Genomic DNA, 20,089 nt, shown 5'->3' with positions numbered 1-20,089 from the left:
CAGGCCACGCAGACAGCCCACAATAGACCCGCCGTCAAGATTGTCATGCACCGTTTCATGTTGTTTCCTTTGCAACAGTCCGCATTCCCTTGGCAGGGGTGCTCGGTTCGGACGCCATGTTGCCGGGGCGGACCGTCACGAGCCGGTCGGCATCATAGCGCACAATCAGTCAACTCGGCTAGAATGGGTTTCCGGTTGCCGCGCACGAACCGGCGCGGCCCGTGCGAGCTCCAAACCTATAAGGATTCACCCATGAACCGTATCATGACGGCAGGCGGATTTCGCGCCGCACTCGTGGCCGTTTTCCTGTTGTGTGGGCTGTTTAGCGTGCATACCGATTGCTACGCCACCCCGAGGTTGTATGTAATTGGCGATTCCACGGCCGCCTCGTATCCGCCCGAGCGCTACCCGCTGACGGGGTGGGGACAGGTGCTTCAGGAATTCTTCGACCCCGAGGTCATACAAGTCGAAAACAGGGCGCGAAGCGGACGCAGCGCGAAAAGCTTCATGGAGGAAGGCGCGTGGGCACGGGTCGTGGACGAGTTGAGCCGCGGGGATTACGTCTTGATTCAGTTCGGCCACAACGATTCGAAAGTGCACGATCCGGCGCGATACACTGACCCTGACACGACTTATCGAGGCTATTTGATCACTTACATTCAGGAGACGCGGGAGAAGGGGGCGATACCCATCGTGCTGACCTCCATCAACAGGAACGCATGGACTGGCGAGACGGTGATGGAAGACACCCTTGGAGGATATCCGGAGACGGCCCGCGACGTAGCGAGGGAGATGGATGTCCCGCTGATTGACCTTCACGCGTTGACCAGAGGGCTCTTTGAAAGTCTCGGCCGCGAAAAGACCAGCGCATTGTTCATGAACCTGAAGAAAGGGGCCTTCCCTAACTACCCGGAAGGCTATGCCGATAATACGCATCTGCAGGAACGCGGTGCGCGGGTGGTGGCGCAGTTGGCGGCGGAGGCCATCGCGCGCTGGAAACCGTCACTCAGGGAGGCCCTCTCTCCCGGTCATCGCCTGGTTCCAGCGTTTCCCGGGGCGGAGGGATTCGGGAAATGGACAAAGGGCGGCCGGGGCGGTGACGTCTATCATGTGTCCACGCTGGCTGATGCAGGGCCCGGGTCGTTGCGGGAAGGCGTTGACACCGCTGCAGCCCCGAGGACGGTCGTGTTTGATGTGTCCGGCACAATCGAACTCAAATCGACGTTGTCCATAGAGAACAAAGCCTTCATGACGCTGGCGGGCCAGACCGCCCCCGGTGATGGCATCACGATCAAGGACTACGGTCTTCAACTGAAATCTTCTCGCGATATCGTCATTCGCTATCTCCGATTACGATTGGGAGATAAGAACAAACCGCCTTCTGGACCCGATGTGATGACGGTGGACTACTGCGATAATGTCATCATTGACCACTGTTCGTTGAGCTGGGGCATTGACGGCAATCAGGACATGCGCGGGTGTACGAACTATACGATGCAGTGGTGCATTCTGAGCGAAGCGCTGAACAACAGTATCCATCCCAAAGGGCCGCACGCCATGTGCGCATCTTTCCGGCAACCCCGAAGTAATATCAGCATCCACCACAATCTGTTTTCGACGAGCCGGGACCGCCATCCCACTATCGGCGGCAACGAAATGAAACCGGAGGTGATCGTCGATTTCCGCAACAACGTCGATTACAACTGGTCCGGGGCCGCAAACGTGACCGACAGCCAGACCAATCTTATCAATAACTACTTCAAGCCGGGCCCTGAAACCGATGCCGCCGCCCTGCCCATCGCCATGAAGACGCTCGTACCGAAGAAAGCCCACGGCTACATGGCCGGCAACATATTCGAAGGCCGGGAAGACCTTAACAAGAACAACTACGCCGCCGTCGACTTTACGCGCTGGCTGGGCCGAGGCAAGTATCGCTACGACGGAACGCTTCAAGACTGGATGGTCGAACAGCCGTTCGAAGTCGGAGGCTACGCGCCTGCGACACAGTCCGCTACGGATGCGTATGAGATGGTCCTGGCGAGGGCGGGCATGTCGCTGATGCGAGACGCCGTGGATGAGCGCGTTGTCGAAAACGTGCGGACTGGACAGGGTCGCCTCATCGACTCGCAGGATGAGGTAGGCGGCTGGCCGCTGCTGAGGTCCGCGCCCGCGCCCATAGACACGGACCGAGACGGAATGCCGGACGCGTGGGAATGCACACACGGGCTGAATCCGAACTGTGGGGAGGACGGCGCACAAGATGCCGACGCCGACGGATACACAAATCTTGAGAACTACCTGAATTTCCTGACGCCCTAGGCGCTCTTTCCCGGCGCGATGTTGGCAAGTTCGAGTAGCAAAGAGAGTAACGACATGCGGCCGCGCGGTTGCTAGAAATGGCGCAGTGCGCCCGCAGCCAGGGCGTAGGCTAAGGGGGTGAAGCTCGTGGTGAGCGGAACGGGTACGGGGCTTCTCATGGCACGATGAACAGAGCGCGTAAGAGGAGGTTCTCTGGATTCGGCCTCAGAATTTCGGTCGTCAATCCAACCGAGATTCGCGCATCTACGTTCGCCTGAGTTGCCTTAAGGTCGTAGCTGGGTTTTACTATCCGGTGGCGCTTCCGGCAGGACCAGTTGTTTCTCTCGAGCTAAGTGATTGAGCCATCGCAATTTACACGCTGACGGCAGCGGCTCTTCCGGAGCTGTTGGTTTCGCCGGTCAGCGGCCTTAGCGGTCCCGTGCGCCCCATCAATGCCCAGTTTCGGAGCAAGCGCATTGACCTTGGCGTTGCCGCGCGGCCAGACCGGAACGCAGGGGGCGGTTCAGTCCTTGAACTGGAACGAAAACACGTCGGCGTCTTTCATGACGAACCGGAGCCGCACGGCCTTGCCCGCGAGCGCGGCGAGGCCAGCCCCTTCTTTCCACGCAACGGCGCGAGCAAGCGAATCGCCGAAGAGTTCGGGCGTCTCATCCAGCGTGAACCCGGGCAGCGGCTTGCCTTCCGAGTCCTGAAGCTCGATGCGGATACTGCCGGCCGCCGAGGTGGAGAAGTTCAACACCAGGTTCTTGCCGGCGAACACGAAGGGCTTCGTGACCAACTCGCCGCCGGACATGGGCGCGTTGACGGAAACAAACCCGTCGAGCCGCAAGGTAAACCGGCGCAAACGGCAACTCGGTTTCCAGTTATTTTCGATGCAGTAGACGGATAGCTCGTTTGGCGCATTGGGCACATCCGATTTCGTCTCGATGATGCCCCAGTTCTGATAACCGTCGCCGTAGATCCAGTTGTCATTGCGTTCGATGCCCGGACGCACAAACGCCTCTCCCCAACGCTTGAAAACGAGTCCGTCGCGGCTGCTCATGAACAGCCCGTCCGTAATTGCCGTGCCATAGCGTTCAACGGCCTTGGCGCGCCGGTGCCGGTGATCGGCATCGGGCAATGCTTCCATTGAAGGCGACCAGGCCCTCTCCGTGTACCGCGTAGGGAATCCGAGCAGGATGTGGGGCGCACGGTAGTAGGGCGCCACCTGGTTCGTGTACAGGGCTTCATCGGGCGCGCCGGGAAACTGCAGCATCACCGGCTCAGTCCAGTTCTCAAAATCGGGCGAGGCCGACATCCGGATGTCGCGGACCCCATTGTGGAAATCGCGAATATACGCGCGGTAGACCTTGTTGACGGAATCCCAGAAAGCAATGTTCTGGGTATCAAACGCGCCCTTGGTGATGATGGGATTCTTCGCCATAGGCGTCCAGTGGATTGCGTCGGGCGATTGAAACGCCCATAGCGTTCCATTTGCGAGGGCAACGCATTTATACCTGGCCTCGGGTTTGCAGTCCGGATTGGTGTCGATGAACGGGTCGAAGTCATGCGCACCTTCGCCCATCCATACGATGTTGTTCTCCTTGGAGCCGTTGAATTCGAACAGGCCCAGATTGGGCTTGGCCCAATGGACGCCGTCCGGGCTCTCTGCATACCCGCAAAACAGGGGATGTTTGTCGCTGATGCCGCCTTCCGGCAGCACCTCGATGTCGGCCATCGTGTAGTACATGCGGAACAGGCCGCCATCCTTGAACACCGTGTGGTAGTCGCACATGCTGCCTTCCCATGGCTGGTCATGGACAATCGCGACTTCCCGCGGCACGGGGTGCTGCAACTGAAACGAAGCGCCGCCCGCCAGGCGTTCAACCAGATAGTCGTCCACCATCAACTCAAGACGCGACCCGATATCCACGGCGGGGGGTTGCGCCAGGAGAGCTGCGGCCGAAATCACTGCGCTTATCATCATTGTTGGTCAATCTCCTCTTGCGGGGTGGCAATGAACATAGCGTGCCCTTCGTCAAACACCCTGCAGGCATTTCCCCTGCTGAGGGTCGCGCACGACTGATCCTGCCCGCATGGCGTTGCGTATTCAAGGCCGGCCTGCACGCGAATTCGGATCAAAGGACCGCGCATTGCGGGTGGTGTGGTTGCTGAGAACTCGCCCTTTGTGCGCCGGTTTCCTGGCCGCGATGTTCACGTCTCGCGCGGCCTGTTGAAACGTCCAGAGGGTGGGCCGTAGGATTTGTTCAAGTGCTCGCAACATGCGGAGGATGCGGACGTGTGGAGTGACAAGCCAAGGATGGGGCTCGTGGCGGCGTACGCGCCGATGGAAGTCGGGTGGCAAGAAGCGCCGCGGCTCCTCGAACAAGCTCACGCGGCATTGAAGGGGTTGCCGCTGGATGTCGTTCCCGTGCTGCGGCCCGTGTTCGATGTGCCCACGGCGCTCCAAGCGGCAGAAGCTCTTTCAAAGGCACACGTGGAAGCGGTGGTTTGGCTGGCGGCGACCTGGGCACATGACAGCTTGGCGGTCGATTTCCTGCGAAGTTGTCCGGTTCCCCTCGTGGCGTGGGGCATTCCCGGAATGGACACCGGGTCGCTTTGCGGTTCCCAGCAATTGGTCGAGGTCCTGACCGAGTTGGGCCATCCGCGCGAATTCGTCCACGGACCGATTGACCATGCGGACGTCCAGGCTCATATCATGAGCGCGGCGAGGGCTTCCGCCGCGGCCTCTCGCCTGAAGAAGGCGCGCTTCGGCATGCTGGGTCACCGCACCATCGGAATGATGGAAGTGACATTTCACGAGTACGACCTGTTCGAACAGTTCGGCGCGTTGGTCCGTTTCAAGGGTGCCGATGAGCTGCGCGCAGCCATGGATGCAGCGAATGCAGGCGATGCCGGGGCGATCTGGGCGCAAACAAAGAGCCGGTGCGGATTGTGCAACGCGGACGACGTGAGCGGCGTCACTGCCGCACGCTGCTACCTTGCCCTTCGCGCTTGGATTGAGACCGATCGATTGGCGGGGATTGCGGTCGGCTGCTATCCGGACCTCATGGGAATCGCTTGTCTCGCATGCGGTTGGCTGGCCGAGGAAGGAATTGTCACGTCCTGCGAAGGAGACATGAATTCGCTGATTCTGACCGCCGCCATGCACCTCATGTCCGGACAGCCGGTTCACAATACGGACCTTCTTTTCGCGGACGAACACGACAACACCTGTACCATGAGTCATTGCGGCTCGTCGGCCATTTCCCTCGCGGGGGACGCCAAGTCCGTGCGTCTGGAGCGGGTCCGCCTGATGGAGCACGGCGTGGCGGCCCACTACTCCGGCGTTCCGGGGCGGGTCACGATCGCCAATCTCTGCGGGCGAAAGGGCACGTACCGGTTGACCCGCTATACGGGCGAGGCGGTTCCGACCGGTATGGTGTTTCCTGGGATCCCGGTCAAGGTGCGGCTGGACGCGCCCTTGGAGCGGTTCTTGAGGGAGACAGCCGATTTCGGTACGGGGCATCACTGGATGGTCGCTTACGGCGACCTCTCTCGTCCATTAGATCAGTTCGCGCGGATGACCCATCTGAAGATTTTCCCGTAGTCCTTTGAGCACGGGCCGGGTTTCTCGACCCTATGGGACTGGCGGAAGGGTCCCGCGCGAACGATAACGCCTCATATCGTATCTGGAATAGGCGCCATTTCCACGTCTTCGTCCGGCGAGGGAAGGCGTTTGTACCACGAGAAGTACAGGATGATGGCGGCCACGCCCAGTTCGGCGAATGACAGGGCCGCTGCCATCCATTGCCTCGTGCACAAGTAGCAGGACGCCATGAAAAGACCGTGTAGGCCCGCCGCGCCCACCAACGCCGAGAACAGATCCCAGCCGAAGGACTCGCGCCCAAGGGCTGGCGTCTCCTCGAGTGCCGCCTTCTTCACCGGCCCCCACCAGCCCGCGGGGCGGATTCGGGTGTAGAATTCCTTCAACGTCTCGATTTCCGTGGCTGGCGTAAGAAGAGAAGTGAACACGCTGCTCAGCGTACTCACGCCGAACAGCACAGGGAAACTGACATAGAGCGGCGCATCGCCGAACCAGAGCGCCGCCGCCAGCGAAGAACCGACGCCGGCCAGCGTTCCTACCGCGTAGCCCCACCCATTGAATCGCCACCAGAACCAGCGGAGCACGTTCGGCATCAACACGGCCGTCCCGAGCGTCATCATGATCCAGCCAAAAATGGTGTCAATATTGCGCGCCTGAATCCCCACCGCAATGCCCACCGCGATAATGGCCACGCCACACAAACGGCCGGCATTGACCAACTCGCGCTGTGACGCGTTCCGGCGCAGCAGGTTCTGGTAGAAATCGCGTAGAAGATACGACGAGCCCGCATTCACCGTCGAAGAAAACGTGGACATGAAGGCGGACAGCAGTCCCGACAGCACCAGCCCCTTGACCCCCACGGGCAGCATGCCCCCAATCACCACGGGATACAGGTTCTCCGGATGCTGCAGGTCTCCCCCATAGGTGCACACACCGATGGTGGCCACCGCCGCTGCCACCATGAACATCGGCGTCATCGCAACGCCCCACAACATGCCGGCTTTGCAGGCATCGCGCGGGCTCCGTGCAGCGAGGAACCGCTGCATGTCGTACAACTGCTGGGGACCGCCCAGGCACAAAAACACCCCTTTGGCAATCCACATGATGCTCACCAAGGCGAAGAGCTGGTACCCGGCCGTTAGTTCCCAATGCTCCAGCCGCGGCCAGTGCCACAACGGCGTCATGCCGAACCAGTCCCGCGGAAGATTCGCGGCCAGCGTCTCCGAAGAAGACGTGGCGATGGACTGGCCAATCAGGACAAAGGACCCTATCAAGATCAGGCAAAACTGGATGAAGTCCGTCACGATAACGCCAAATAGTCCCCCCGAGATGGTGTACAGCCCCGTGATCGTCATCAAGGTGATGGCCAGTGTATGGCGCGAATACTGCGGGAAGAACAAGTGAAGGAAGCTGCCGCAGCCGAACTCGTCGAACCCGATGAAGGCTACTGCGATGGTCACCGCGAGCACCCCGTACGAGAGCCGTGCAAACTCGCCCGCTACCCCGCCGCCGAACCTGATCAGCATCCACTCCGCCCCCGTAACTACCTTGCTCCGTCGCAGCCATTTGCCCATATAGGCCGCAAAAAAGGCCATCGCCACATAGCCCCACTCCCATTGGAGGAACATCGCGCGTGGTCCCATGATGTAAAAGAAGGCAATTGTCCACATCACGCCGGTCACATCAAAATACGAGGCCGTCCCGGAGAGCCCGAGCATCCACCACGGCAAACGCCGGCTGGCCAGGAAGTACGAATCCACATTGCGGGACGCCAACCGCGAGAGGTAGACCCCCGTGATGACGATTCCGGCGAGATAGACGGCAATGATACCCAGATCCAGCGCCGACACCCGGATGGTATCCAACTTCAACGGATCGAGATTCCCCATGCGGACCTGCCTGTGATTGCTACGGATTTCTTTTCAGCCACGCTGCGGCCGTCGAAACCATGCCACTCGACCAGTCCCCCTCGGATTCGGCGAGAGGCGAAGCCACTCAAACATACCTCAAGTGAGGATGTCCCTCAAGCTGCCGCATCTGGATGTCACCTTGGCATACGCCTTCTTTTCAAGGTAGGATACTTCTCTTGGCCGGGCGGTGGAGGCAGTCAACGAATCAGAGAGGAAGACAACGATGAAAACACGAGCTTTATTTTTTGGTGTCGCGGCAGTATGCTGCGTGGCCTTGCCGGTTCTGGCCGAACCGGCTCCCGAAGCAAGCGGCGACGCGTTCATGGGCGAGTATGAGGGGGTCTTTCATTGGGTCGGGCGTCCCGACATTCCTGCCAAAGGCTTGATCGTCGCTGAAGGCCCGGGCTTGTACCGCATGGTGGCGCAGTGCCAGGGCGAAGGAAATCAAATCAACCAGGTGGAGCTTCACGGACAGCTTGTGGGCCCCCGCGTCACCTTCCATGGTTACACAGGCTCGGGCTTGTGGGATGCCGAGGCCGCCCAAGACATGCTGAAAGCGACCGGGTCGTACGACACCTCGTTCGAACTCAAGAAGGTCGACCGGCATTCGACGACCGAGGGGCAGGCGCCTCCGGAAGGCGCCGTGGTGCTTCTTCCTTATGAACCGGGCAAAGCCCCGGACATGAGCGCCTGGACCAATGGCAACTGGAAAGCCTACGACGACGGCAGCATGGGGGTCCAGCCCGGCTCGGGGCCGAACACCACCAAAGAAAAGATCGGCGACTGCACACTCCACCTGGAATTCTACATGCCCCTCATGGCGGGTGACTTTGGCCAGGGGCGAAGCAACAGCGGCGTGTACCTGCAGAACAGGTACGAGGTTCAACTGTTAGACTCCTTCGGCGTGCTGCCTCAAACAGCAGGCGATTGCGGTGGCTTGTACGACATTTCCACGCCGCTTGTCAACGCTTCGCTTCCACCCGAGCGCTGGCAGACGTACGACATTGAATTCCGCGCAGCCCGTCTCAACGATGACGGTTCGCAGAAGGAGCCTGCCAGAGTGACATTGCGACACAACGGCATAGCCATCCAGGACAACGTTTCACTCGCGGGGCCCACACCCGGCGGCACCGCGGGACCCGGCGCAAAGGAAGACATTCTGCACCTTCAAGACCATGGCAACCGGGTGCGGTTCCGGAACATATGGTATTTGCCGCTGAAAGACTGAGTGGTTGGCGCGGAACGAAAGCCCGTTACGGAGTCTATGTGCGAGTGGAGGATGAGGTTTCTTGGCGCATGGGATTCCGGCATCTGTCTGAATACTGGAGGGGGAGGGGCTGATGAACGCCCCTCCCTCCTCGCTCTTCTTCACTTTGTGTGGCCATGTCTCAGGCGCGACGCGCCTGCTGGAGTCAGTAGACTACTTCTTGCAACCGGCTCTAGATTTCTTGGCGGCGGGTTTTTTCGCTGCTGACTTCTTCTTGGCTACGGGTTTCTTCTTTGCCACTTTCTTCTTAGCTGCTGGCATCTTCTGTCTCCTTGTTACCTACTCAACACAACAACCTATCCCCCTACCACATAATGTAGCACATTTCACTAAGATGCGCAATATGTTGTGTGACCAGAAATCTCCCGGAGATTTCGCGGTTTCGGTCTTCACTGGTGTCCGACGGCCCAGAGGTCGAGTTGGGCGGGGTTCGGGGCTCTCGGGGCGGCGTTGGGTATATTGGGATGACGGGCGAATAATGCGTGTAGTCCATCCGGCGAAGCGTAGGATCTCAAGTGCTTCTTTTGCCAATGCGCGGGACCGTCGCCCAGCACCTGACGCTGGACGGCCCATAATCCCTTCGGCGCTGGAATTGTATCCAGGGCGGCACTTTTCACGGTGGAGTTGTCGGTTTGAGTATCTTCCGCTATCATCGGTAGTCGGTCCGGGGCTGAACGCGGGACAACGCAGAGGGAGCATCCGTGAGAATCGCGAAGATCTGTTTGATTGCGTGTGCACTGGCCATGACCGCCAGCAGCCAGCTTATGCTTTCGGGGAACGAGGCCAAGATCGATCTCACCAGCGGCACGGCGGTCGTGCTGCCTGACGCGCCGCCGGATTCCCTTTCCATCCTGAACTTCTCGACGTTTCCGCCGAAGGTCACGCACATCGACAACGTCCGGAACAGCGTAATCGGGCCGCCATCGAACATCGCAATCACGCCGGATGAACGGCTGGCGCTTATCGCGAGTTCGACGTTGCCGGACCCGAAGAATCCCGGCAAGTGGATTCCTGACAACGTGATTCACGTGCTGGATTTGACCGCGGACCCGCCCGCGATGATCGACCAGATTGAAACGGACGCGCAGCCTTCGGGCATGTCTATCGCGCGAGACGGAAGCTACGCGCTCGTGGCCAATCGCGCGGCGGGCGCCATCTCGATGCTGTCCATAGACGGCAAGAAAGTTGCCGTCAAGCAGACGGTCAAGGTGTGCGAGCCCGAGGACCAGGTGTCGGATGTCTCGATCAGCCCGGACGGGACCATGGCCGTGGCGAGCGTGAACGCCGGCGGATACCTCGCCGTGTTGACAATCGAGAATGGCAATCTTGCGCTGACCGACCGAAAGTTTTCGGTCTGCGGCGGCCCCTATCGCTGTGTGATCAGCCCTGACGGCGCCTTTGCGCTCACGGCCGGTTCCGGGCAGGGTTTTCCCGACGAGGACGCGTTAACGGTGGTCGATCTCAAGGCGGACCCACCCCGCACGAGCGACTATGTCCCCATTGGGTCCGGGCCCGAGTCCATAGAGATTAGTCCAGACGGCAAACTGGTAGCGGCGGTACTGATGGAAGGGTCCAATCTCGCGAAAGACGACCCCCGCTTCGAGGAGCATGGCAAGCTCACGATACTGGCGCGCAGGGGAAGAACCTTCGAAGTCGTCCAGACCTTGCGGACGGGGCCGATACCGGAGGGGGTAGCATTCTCGCCGGACGGGAAATACCTCGTCGTGCAGTGTCACCCAATCCGCGAGTTGTGGTTGTATCGCGTCGAAGGGGAAAAGGTAACGGACACGGGCGAGCGCGTCTCCGTTCCGGCGATGCCTTCGTCACTTCGCGTGGCGGAGAAACCCTAGTTGGACGCACCCGCCATCGGGGTTGCGTGCATGATTGAAGGTGGCATTCAAGCGGAAACCGGCGCGTTCGGGTAGCGGGAAAGTACATCGCCAGGCGATTGCATGGGCGAGGTGTTCCCATGATTGCGGTTACTCATTCCCGAAATCTCGAGAATCCCTGCGGCGGCGCCGTGCGCGCCTGTCCGCTTTGACCACGTGAAGAAGCCGCCCCCGCGCATTCCATGATGCACCAGAGCACGTCCGGGGCCCGAAAGCGCCTGAAGAAGAAATTCGGCTCGATCAAGTTGAAGCCTGAGCGCCGGCTCGCCGCGATTGGGGCCGGTGCGGTCGACATGGAGTGGGGCGGCAAGCGAGTCCTGGAACTGCGCGAAAAGCGCGAATCGGTTACCAACGAGCCTGGAAATTATCAGACGCTAAAACCGATCCCGGAGTCTGTTCACACCCCGGAGAGCATCCGTTCGAGCCGGGGTTTGCTCAACAGACTCTTCGTTGTCCCCGAGAGCGCGGCGGCCAGGCGCTGCGTACGCTATCTTGTTGATGAGATTGTAGTTAACGGCACAGACGTGCACATCCGCGGGAACACAACTGCCTTCCTGAACACCCTCGCACAAAAGAACAATGTGAGAACCGGAGGTTTACCAGTTCTCACATTGGGTCATGACTGGCTCCCCCCGTCCGAAAGATTCACGAACTTTTTCAATCTGGCCTTCTTTGCAGACGTTTCGAGAATGTCCAGAGGCGAGTTTTTCGTATCGGGCATTGAACCCGCAGGTGCAGAACCACTGGTGCCTCCGATAGGACCGTCAAACCCGGTCATCAATCCAGTGAAACACGCACTCGTTCTCAAAGACCTTCTCGAAAACGGCACGTATGCTTCTCAAGCAGACCTGGCGGAACATCTGGGTCTGTCACGATCTCGCGTCACTCAGACGCTTAACCTGCTGAAACTTGCGCCGGAGATCCTCGATGCTCTGCTGAATCTTTCGGATGACCAATTCCACCTTTTCTCAGAGAGACGCCTGCGTCCCTTCACGCAAATCGCATCTCACAAGAGACAGACGCGCGTATTCCGTAAGCTGTTCCGTGCAATTTGAACAGCACCTATCATACAATTCCCCGCGATTGATCCGTACTTCGATCTCCCGGCTAACTCGCAGAAGATTATTGTCAACATCATAACGGTGGCACCGCGAATACGATTCCGTACCGCTAATCTTGACTTCGGACAACGGACAGGTGAAAGTGCCCGCAAGATGAGAACCGCCACGAGCCAGTTTCCTATCTCGGGTGATGTAGCCCGAAACACGGCCTACATGGTCCGCCATGTCCGTCAGGCGGCGGCGGAAGGGGCGAGCATAGTGCACTTTCCGGAGTGCTCGCTGCCCGGCTACTCGTGTTTCGACGAAATCGACTGGCAAAAGGTCGAGCGTGACCGTGAACAACTCGCCGCGGCGGCGGCAGAGAGCGGCATATGGGCCATCTACGGCAGCTATCGAAGGCTTCCTGACGGTGGCAAACTTCGTAACTCTCTGCACGTTGTTTCCAGTGCAGGGAAGACGGTAGCGACCTACGACAAGCTCCATTTGCACGGGCGGCAAGAGGTGCTCTATTGCCAACCGGGAAACGAGATCTGTTGCTTCGAAATCAACGGTTTCAAATGTGGATTATTGATTTGTTTCGATATGTGCTTTCCCAAACTCTTTGAGCGGTACCGTGATGAGGGCGTGGTCCTACTTTTCTTGTCCTGCTATAACGCGGGGGTTCCGGCAGGGAGCCAAAGCCTGGACGAGTTGATGCCGGCAACTGTTCGTACGCGGGCCGCCGACCATGGGATGTGGATCTCGGCCACCAATTCGTCGGTCCGTCCCTCACGCCTGGCAGCCTGCATGGCGCGTCCTGACGGTAGCCTGAAATCGCTGAGGAAGCATCGCCCCGGCATTCTGTACCATGACTTCCCCGACACGGACCTTGGTTGGACGTATGACAACCGGGTGGGGCACAGGCCTGCCGACAATGGTTAAGCCAAACGGTTCTTCCTGGAGAGCCATTGTTCTGAAATTCGTACAGTTAGGCACTGAAAAGGCCCCGCATGTAGAACATGTAGAGTAAGAAGATCTTCAAAGGCACCTCATGAAGCGGGAAGTTCGCATTTCAGATTGAAGATTCAACTCCGAGACGATCACGAACTCTCACTTTCGTTGTAGGCGAGCCTTAGACGGCGCACGCAAGGACTCGAACGGTAAAGTGGTGAGGGACCCCATAACTCATTGTCATACGTATGGATGGACCATGATCTCAATCCACCAAAAAGCGGCCAGAGACGCCGAAGCCGCCACGATTTGACTCGCGACGGCTTCTCTATTCTTGAATTACGAACCTTCAAAGTTCGTAAATTACTGGTGGCTCCCTGTCCCGTCCATATGCGAGAACTGGTCGAGCCATTTCCTCTTCCCGTCCAAGCGCCTTCGCAACAATAACTTACAAAGCGCGAACGAAACCGCGTTCCACCCGATACATCTTGCCATTGAGTTCCAGAAATTACTCGACGAGAACGTGGTTAACAGCCGGAGCGACTTGGCGAAACGCTACGGAATGAGCCGCGCGAGAGTAACCCAGATCTTGCGTCTTCTAACCTTACCGCCGAGAATCCGTGATTACCTCTTGTCTCTCAAGACGAAGAGGGACGTTCGACACTTTTCTGAGCGCCGCCTTCGACAGTTCGTCAAGGCGGGAACGCGGAGAGCCGTGGAAGAGGGATTCTATCGCTTGGTTGCAAAGACGGAATCAGATTGCGGGCGAGAGGTTTCGCGGGCTGGCCGGTAACATGATGCGAGATCTTTGAAGAGTATCTCTTGAGGCGCGCGGCCGGTCTCCTCAACTGCTGGAGACCGGCCGCTTTCGCTCATAATTGTAGCAGTCAGTTAGTCTACGCGCTTAGATCAAGTCTTCCAAGGGTGGAAGTTCCGCGCAGAGTATTTTGCAGATTTCGGCGACCCACTCGTTTATAGTATTGGGGCGTGAGGCATAGCCGTATGCTTGCGCCACTGCCTTGCGGGATTCGCCTGCTATCATGCGCAGTTGAAAGGCATCAATCTTGTCCGCGTTCTCCTGTGTCCTCTTGTGTTTCAGGACATTCTCTATCCGGTTCATGATCTCCCGACACCCAAGGATTTCGTAGCCGTTTCTCGGTTTCATCCCAACGTTCCTCCATTTCATCTTTGTGTTCAATCGCCAAATCGCCTCGCGTCTTATCCTTGCGCAGTTTGGCTCCTAAGTACTGGCGCATTTTGCTCTTCTCATATGAGCAGAAGCCCCAACCCACCCGAATAACTCCGAGCTCCATGACCTTCTTCTGTGTATGCGAGGTTAGATCATCCGGGGAAAGGTCTATATCTCGGCCCGGTCGAATCCGCTCGGCACCTCCCAATAGCCGGGCGGCATGCCGCCTCAATGCAGGAGAATGCTGGGCGATTAGGCGGTTCATTTCCTCCTTTGGCAGCGGGACCACGGGGTGGCGCACTATGGCTTCCTTCTTGGGAAAACCTCTCCCCTTGGAACTGGAACTGCCTTTCTTCTCTACACTGCGCTTCTTCTTGTGCATACCGACTTCCTCCCAAGCCCCGCCGGACGCGGCGCGCCTGCGCCGGCGGGACTCTTCTCGTCTTGCGGTTAAGAAGTCGGCCGACCTGACCATTAAGATGGTTAAGCAGAAACATAGACCCACCCAACCATCTGAGTTTCACGATATCTCACAATAGTCTCGTTGGGGAACGAGGCATGATGTGGAAAGTCCGGATGCGTAAAATCCACGTTTTTGGCAATTATCCTGGTATGCTGCGGCAACTTGTGGAAAAGGGAGCTGCGCTGTAGAGCAGCCAATCTTGGCGTCTCACGCTAACTCTTTGCCCAATAGCAAGTTGTGTAAAATGACTAATCGACGAGATGTGATATCATTTGGTCGCGGTATTCTTCCCTCTGTATTTTGTGGAAAGGCTGCTTAGGTACATGCTTATGCGTCTGACTAGCGACAAAATACTCGGCACACTGCAGAATATGGCTAAAGACGAGGGCTTCTATTACGGCGGCCTCTTGGCGGTGGTCAGAGAAATCTACCCACGAGACGAACAGAAGCTCTGGACCCACAAAGAATGGGCATCTGCAATCCTTAGAGTGCGGGATGACTTGCGCAATACAATCGTTCCACGGCAACAGTCGAATGAAGACCTACCATTCGCGCTATTGCTCTTGACACCGGAAAAGGAGAAGTTGACGGATGTCCCACCGAGGATGACCGACGGGTTAAAAAAAGCTGCGAAACCTATTGCCCCTAGAACATCACTGAACGCTTCCCTCAAATGGTCCCATCCTGTCCATAGTTGGCGGATATTTTACGCCACAAACCCGTTTAAGTACGTGAAACATGTTTGCAGGATTCAACAGGTCATACATTGTCCACATGTTGCACCTAATGATACGCCTGCATATCGAGCAGTCATTCTTGAGACTTACCTTCTACTCTTCCTTTGGCGACGAGGAAGTATGAGTCTGCAAAACGCCATCAGGCAAAGGGTGCGCTCTGTGCAGAATAGGTGGTTTTCCGAGTCTTCCCCGTGGAATCCGCGAAACAAAAGGACAAAGAAATTCCCGCCCAGCAGCACGTACATAGTAGAGGGGTTCCAAACGACTTTTGAAAACCCCGAATTGAGGGTCCTCCGCGAATTGAGCAAGTCGCCGTTTGACGCGTGGAAGAGCCTGAGGAATCTCGTGGAGCAAGCGGACGCCTCTGCAGAGCATCCCTTCTTCTGGACCTTTGAGAAAGAATTTGAGAAAGAAATTGAAGAGGCTCCATGTGACGTTGGTCGAGCTGATGTACTCGAGGCGCTAGATGCCTTCATCCGGCAGCCGGGCCATCGGAGCATATTTGCACTTGCAGGAGGGCCTGGCACCGGCAAGTCTACTCTCATGCTTACCTTCCTCAAGCGCCAGGCTGGCAGAGGACATCTTTTCCCGAAGTTTCTAATCCGGTTCAACGAAGGTGATCGTGATAGCCCCGTGCGGATCCTCACAGATCTGGCTATCCAGGTCGAACCGACCCTCGGGAAAGACCCCGCGATTCGCATGCCCGTCCGCGATGGGGAGGCTGTTGAACTCATGAATCGAGCCTTGCGAACAGTGTCCCGACAGAAAGGACGGCTGTTTATTGCGATAGATGGACTGGATGAGACAGAACCACCGCCCCAGCCCGGCAGTCAGTCTCTGAGCGCGCTGCTTCGCAGGTTGACCACACCTGACAACGTTCACTGGATACTTTCGTCCAGAAATACTCAAGAATTCAGAGCTTTGGCAGGAAAGGCGAACATCACGCTTGAAGATTCTGAACTACAGCAGCAAGCCATCCGCGAATATTATCGGCGCGTCCTGCCCCGCAGCATACTCCAGAAACTGGACCTAGCCAGGCTCGTCAGTCTGACGGACAGTTCATTTCTGTATGCCGAACTCGCAGCAAGTGAAGTGTTCAGGACAGGCTGCCTCGATCTGAAAGATGCTCCGTATGGTCTTGCGGAGCGTCTCGAGAAGGAACGGCTCAGGATCGAACGAGGGCCACTCCCCATCGCATCGGCAACCCGGATATTGGGGACCTTGGCTATTCATCAAAGAAAACCCACCTTGGACGAAATATCACGATTCAGCGATACTGAACCGGCTGAGGTCCTGCGCTTCTTCGCTGAGCATGAACATCTCTTTCTCATGCAACCACACACTCAGCATCGCCCTTCTGCTCAAGTGCTTGGTTTCAAGCACGCTGAGATCTACCGCCATCTCGTAAAGACCCTCCTTCAAAACGAGGGATTGCGGCGTGCGCATGACAGACTTGTCGCGGCATATGTTATGCACTGCCCCATTCATGATTGGTACACGCTTCCGGATGATGGGTACTTCTTTCAGCACTTGGGCTATCATCTTTTCGGCGCAGGCCGCACTGAGGCTCTCATCAACATACTAACATCATCTGCGAGATGGATTGACACGCAACAATTGGCGACAGGTAGTCAGCTCTGTACACTCCGTGACATCGCATTGGCATCCGCCAGTGTTTCAGAGAAACTAACTCCGCAAGCCCTTCGTTCCCAAGTCAAGCTGCGTGCGGTACGATCGGTTGTGTTAATGGATAACCGTAAACTCAGCGATTCCGCGCTTCAGATCATGGTATGGTTAGGCAAGGCAGGCATCGCCTTGAATTACGCCCGTTCGAGACCTCTCCCAGAAGAACGTCTTGGATCCCTGTGCGCGGTTCTTCAAGCCCTCTACGACTTTGGCGAGGAGGGACAGGAGCTAGTGGATGAGATTCTGCTGCTAGCGCGCGGGTTAGACTCCTCAAATCCTACCCAAAGAAAGATGCTTGCGAGACTTGCAGCTGAACTCAGGCGTCAAAACAAAACAAACAGTCTACAGGCGTTGACAGCAGATCACGGCTCCTTCTCCAAAATAACAGCAGAACTGACTGAATGGACGTATGATATGCATATATCGCTTGCTCATAGGGCAATAGCCATGCGCCAATATGTTGATGCCCTGGCGCTTACACGCCAAATCGACGCTCGACACCGAGGTGAACTATTGGCAAGAATCATTCAGACTACGGGCAATTCAAAGGACTCAGAAGCGTTCAGACTGGCTATAGATGACCTCATCGAGTACTTGAACGACAATAGAATGCACCCCGCTGGGAACTGGCTATGGAATTGCGTATTTCGTCAAGTGCTATTCTATCTAGGACGCAGTCACAACGTCGCATGCGCCATTGACATGGCACTCCGGGTTCGGCTGCCCTCATCAGTTGAGATACCAAAAGCGAAAGTTTTGGACGCGCAGGAAGCGGGCGAGGACTATTGCCAGGCGATTATTACGGCGGTCGGACAGTTGGATGAACATGTGGGTAGGGCACGCCTCTTGGCAGTGCTCGGATTCGCGTGTGCTGCGGCAGACTGTTGCCGGTCCAGCAGAACTGCAATTCAGTCTGCATTGAGAGACATGGATGGACTTCCTAAAGAAGTCAAGTCCGAGGTTGTAGCCCAGCTGTGCGATGCAGCGGGGATCCTGTCGGATGTTCTTTTGCTGGATTCCCTTCTTGACAAGGTCGATTCTGACTCAGAAAGAGTCACTATTTGCCTTGGGGTTTCAAATATCGCTCTCTGCGCAGGACACCGTGCCCTTGTACAACATATAGCCAACAGGTTCTGTTCAGAAACGACTCAGGACCACGAACACGACCGTGAAATTGCCATCTTTCAAGCTTACCTAGGTAAGTTCGATGAGGCGGCCGAACAATCACGTAAAGCAGATAAGAGGTTTGACGAACGGTTGCCGGACGCGGCACTTCTTTCTTTTGGATTGGACGGAGCACTCAAAATGCTCGCAAAGCTTCCGGATCCGGGAATGCGATCTGAGTATATCCTTCGGTTAGCGAAGACTGGTTACCAGATTGAACTCCGGTCTCGGGTGGCCATGGTCTTGAAGCTGCTAGAAGCCAATACCGAGGATGAAGAACTCTCTCGGTTACTCATGGGGTCTGCAATGACCTTGGTCTACATTGGGTATTCAGAGCAAGCGATCTGGCTTGCCGGGCAGTGTAGCAATCCACACGATCGAGTTCGCGCTCTCGCAGCAATAGCCGAGTGTCTACTCGATGTGTCAGAGGTGGAACGTGCCCAGCGGCTCTGTAGTGAGATACTTGCAAATATTCAAACGTGGTATTCAGAGAAATCGGCAGCACTTAGTTGGATGCGTGAAAAATGTGGCATTGCGGCTCTCTTACGAGCTCTGGGTAATCGTGAATATGCAGACAACCTCATCCGAGCATGGGCATCCGAGGCCTCTACACTGCCTCGTGAAGCCGATGCTCAGCAGGCGCTGCTCCTTTTAAGTTTCTACTGGGCGATTTCTGATAGTGACCTCGTGATTTGGGAGCATTTTAGGAGTGGTGATTTGTGGTCAACGTATTCGGCATTAATGCGAATTGCCAAATTCTTTGCTTTTTCGCGTGTGGTTCCCCGGATCATGGCTGGCGACTTACGGAAGTTATCGCCCTACTATGATGGCAGCTTTTCCTTCTTTGCTGCCGTCGTAGAAGAGCTCACTGCCGGTGCGAATGATGTCGGTGCGGAAGCGGAGGTGCCTCCACCAACCATTCGCTTCGAGAAGGTGCTTACCGAGGCCATTGACGTGCTTGGTAAGGCTCTTCAAGATGAGGTAGACGGGAGCGAATCCGACATGATATATGGCGCGCTTTGCTGGCTCGAGAGGTTGAGAGAAGTTACAAAGTCGCGAACGCCGGAGAATTTTCCCGAGACAGATCACAGTCTAATATGGATGTATTATGTAGTCATGGCCCTCGGATCACGGGAACGTATCGTGAAACTGGCAAGAATGGTCAGGTTGGAAGAGCATTCGTGGCACAGAAGACACTGGCGATCCATGCAGGACATTGTCTCACGGGGCAACGTGAAGCGTGTTGTTGAAGCAAGTGAATACGTTGGCCTACAGGAGTTGATCTGGTTATTAGGATTTGGGGCTTCCAATTGGGAAAGTGTTGATAAAGGCCTATTCATGGATTTAGTCGGAGATGGTGCGCGTATATCTGGCTGGCGGTTACCTAACGCGAAGGCCTTTTCAGCGATGGTCGACGAGGTCAAACAGGCTATGATAAGACCTCAGCCCCCTTAAACGAGTTATTACAACCCATTTGTGAAAACGCAGTCAGGAAAGAGGGTGGGTATTCCAATCACGATGTCAGTTCTGGTGAGTAGCGTTCTTTACATCACTTTCTGATAGACGTTTTTTAAGTTGACGCCAATGAAGCGTGATGCGCGTGATCTCGAGAGGCGTGCCAACTCCAGCAATTCTGAGAACTACGGGCCTGACTGGTTGTGCCAACACATGAGGGGGACCACCCGAAGGTTGCCTGAATTCTTGTACCCAGAAGAGTTTCTGGAATTAGCGAAAAAGGGAGTGTGATATCTGGTGTGCTGAATTTCTGGGACACCGTACCGCAGTAAATGGGGATTGATTTTTTGTCGGTGCGCAGAGTCTATCCCGTATCTGAGTGCATATTTCGGGCGCGGCCATCTTGTGAATTCGGCTGAGCGCGGCCGGGCAT

Annotated in this window: 10 protein-coding genes; 7 read left to right on the top strand and 3 right to left on the bottom strand. The window is 56.8% G+C overall.

Annotated features, from left to right (window positions below):
• The first annotated feature begins 252 nt into the window (after positions 1-252).
• Positions 253-2,319, top strand: coding sequence for a GDSL-type esterase/lipase family protein (locus PLJ71_19525; GenBank protein HQM50882.1), 2,067 nt, complete (start codon positions 253-255; stop codon positions 2,317-2,319).
• A gap of 502 nt (positions 2,320-2,821) precedes the next feature.
• Here the strand turns inward: PLJ71_19525 and PLJ71_19520 are convergent.
• A complete protein-coding gene (locus tag PLJ71_19520; protein ID HQM50881.1) occupies positions 2,822-4,285 on the bottom strand; it encodes a hypothetical protein in 1,464 nt (487 codons plus the stop codon).
• Positions 4,286-4,627: 342 nt separating this feature from the next.
• Between PLJ71_19520 and PLJ71_19515 the strand changes: the two genes are divergently transcribed.
• The gene (locus PLJ71_19515) at positions 4,628-5,908 is read left to right on the top strand and encodes a hypothetical protein (GenBank protein ID HQM50880.1); all 1,281 of its coding nucleotides are present in this window, start codon (positions 4,628-4,630) and stop codon (positions 5,906-5,908) included.
• 71 nt (positions 5,909-5,979) lie between these two features.
• On the opposite strand, the gene PLJ71_19510 is transcribed toward PLJ71_19515, so the two are convergent.
• Complete coding sequence (locus tag PLJ71_19510) at positions 5,980-7,794, bottom strand: hypothetical protein (GenBank protein ID HQM50879.1); 1,815 nt, start codon at positions 7,792-7,794, stop codon at positions 5,980-5,982.
• Between the two features lie 244 nt (positions 7,795-8,038).
• On the opposite strand from PLJ71_19510, the gene PLJ71_19505 reads away from it, so the two are divergent.
• The 4 genes from PLJ71_19505 to PLJ71_19490 all read left to right on the top strand — a co-directional run bounded on the left by PLJ71_19505 (position 8,039) and on the right by PLJ71_19490 (position 12,953).
• Positions 8,039-9,043, top strand: coding sequence for a DUF1080 domain-containing protein (locus PLJ71_19505; GenBank protein ID HQM50878.1), 1,005 nt, complete (start codon positions 8,039-8,041; stop codon positions 9,041-9,043).
• A 740-nt stretch (positions 9,044-9,783) separates the two neighbouring features.
• A complete protein-coding gene (locus PLJ71_19500; GenBank protein HQM50877.1) occupies positions 9,784-10,932 on the top strand; it encodes a hypothetical protein in 1,149 nt (382 codons plus the stop codon).
• 221 nt (positions 10,933-11,153) lie between these two features.
• Positions 11,154-12,026, top strand: a complete 873-nt coding sequence (locus PLJ71_19495; protein HQM50876.1) for a hypothetical protein — start codon at positions 11,154-11,156, stop codon at positions 12,024-12,026.
• A gap of 159 nt (positions 12,027-12,185) precedes the next feature.
• The gene (locus tag PLJ71_19490) at positions 12,186-12,953 is read left to right on the top strand and encodes a carbon-nitrogen hydrolase family protein (protein HQM50875.1); all 768 of its coding nucleotides are present in this window, start codon (positions 12,186-12,188) and stop codon (positions 12,951-12,953) included.
• Between the two features lie 1,067 nt (positions 12,954-14,020).
• Here the strand turns inward: PLJ71_19490 and PLJ71_19485 are convergent.
• A complete protein-coding gene (locus tag PLJ71_19485) occupies positions 14,021-14,533 on the bottom strand; it encodes a hypothetical protein (protein HQM50874.1) in 513 nt (170 codons plus the stop codon).
• A gap of 1,163 nt (positions 14,534-15,696) precedes the next feature.
• Between PLJ71_19485 and PLJ71_19480 the strand changes: the two genes are divergently transcribed.
• Entirely contained in the window at positions 15,697-19,656 is a 3,960-nt protein-coding gene (locus PLJ71_19480) for an NACHT domain-containing protein (GenBank protein ID HQM50873.1), read from the top strand.
• The last annotated feature ends 433 nt before the right edge of the window (positions 19,657-20,089 follow it).

The organism is Candidatus Hydrogenedentota bacterium (assembly GCA_035416745.1).
Lineage (GTDB): Bacteria > Hydrogenedentota > Hydrogenedentia > Hydrogenedentales > SLHB01 > UBA2224.
The sequence above is the reverse complement of the archived record's forward strand: the minus strand, read 5'-3'. Positions and strand labels throughout refer to the sequence as shown.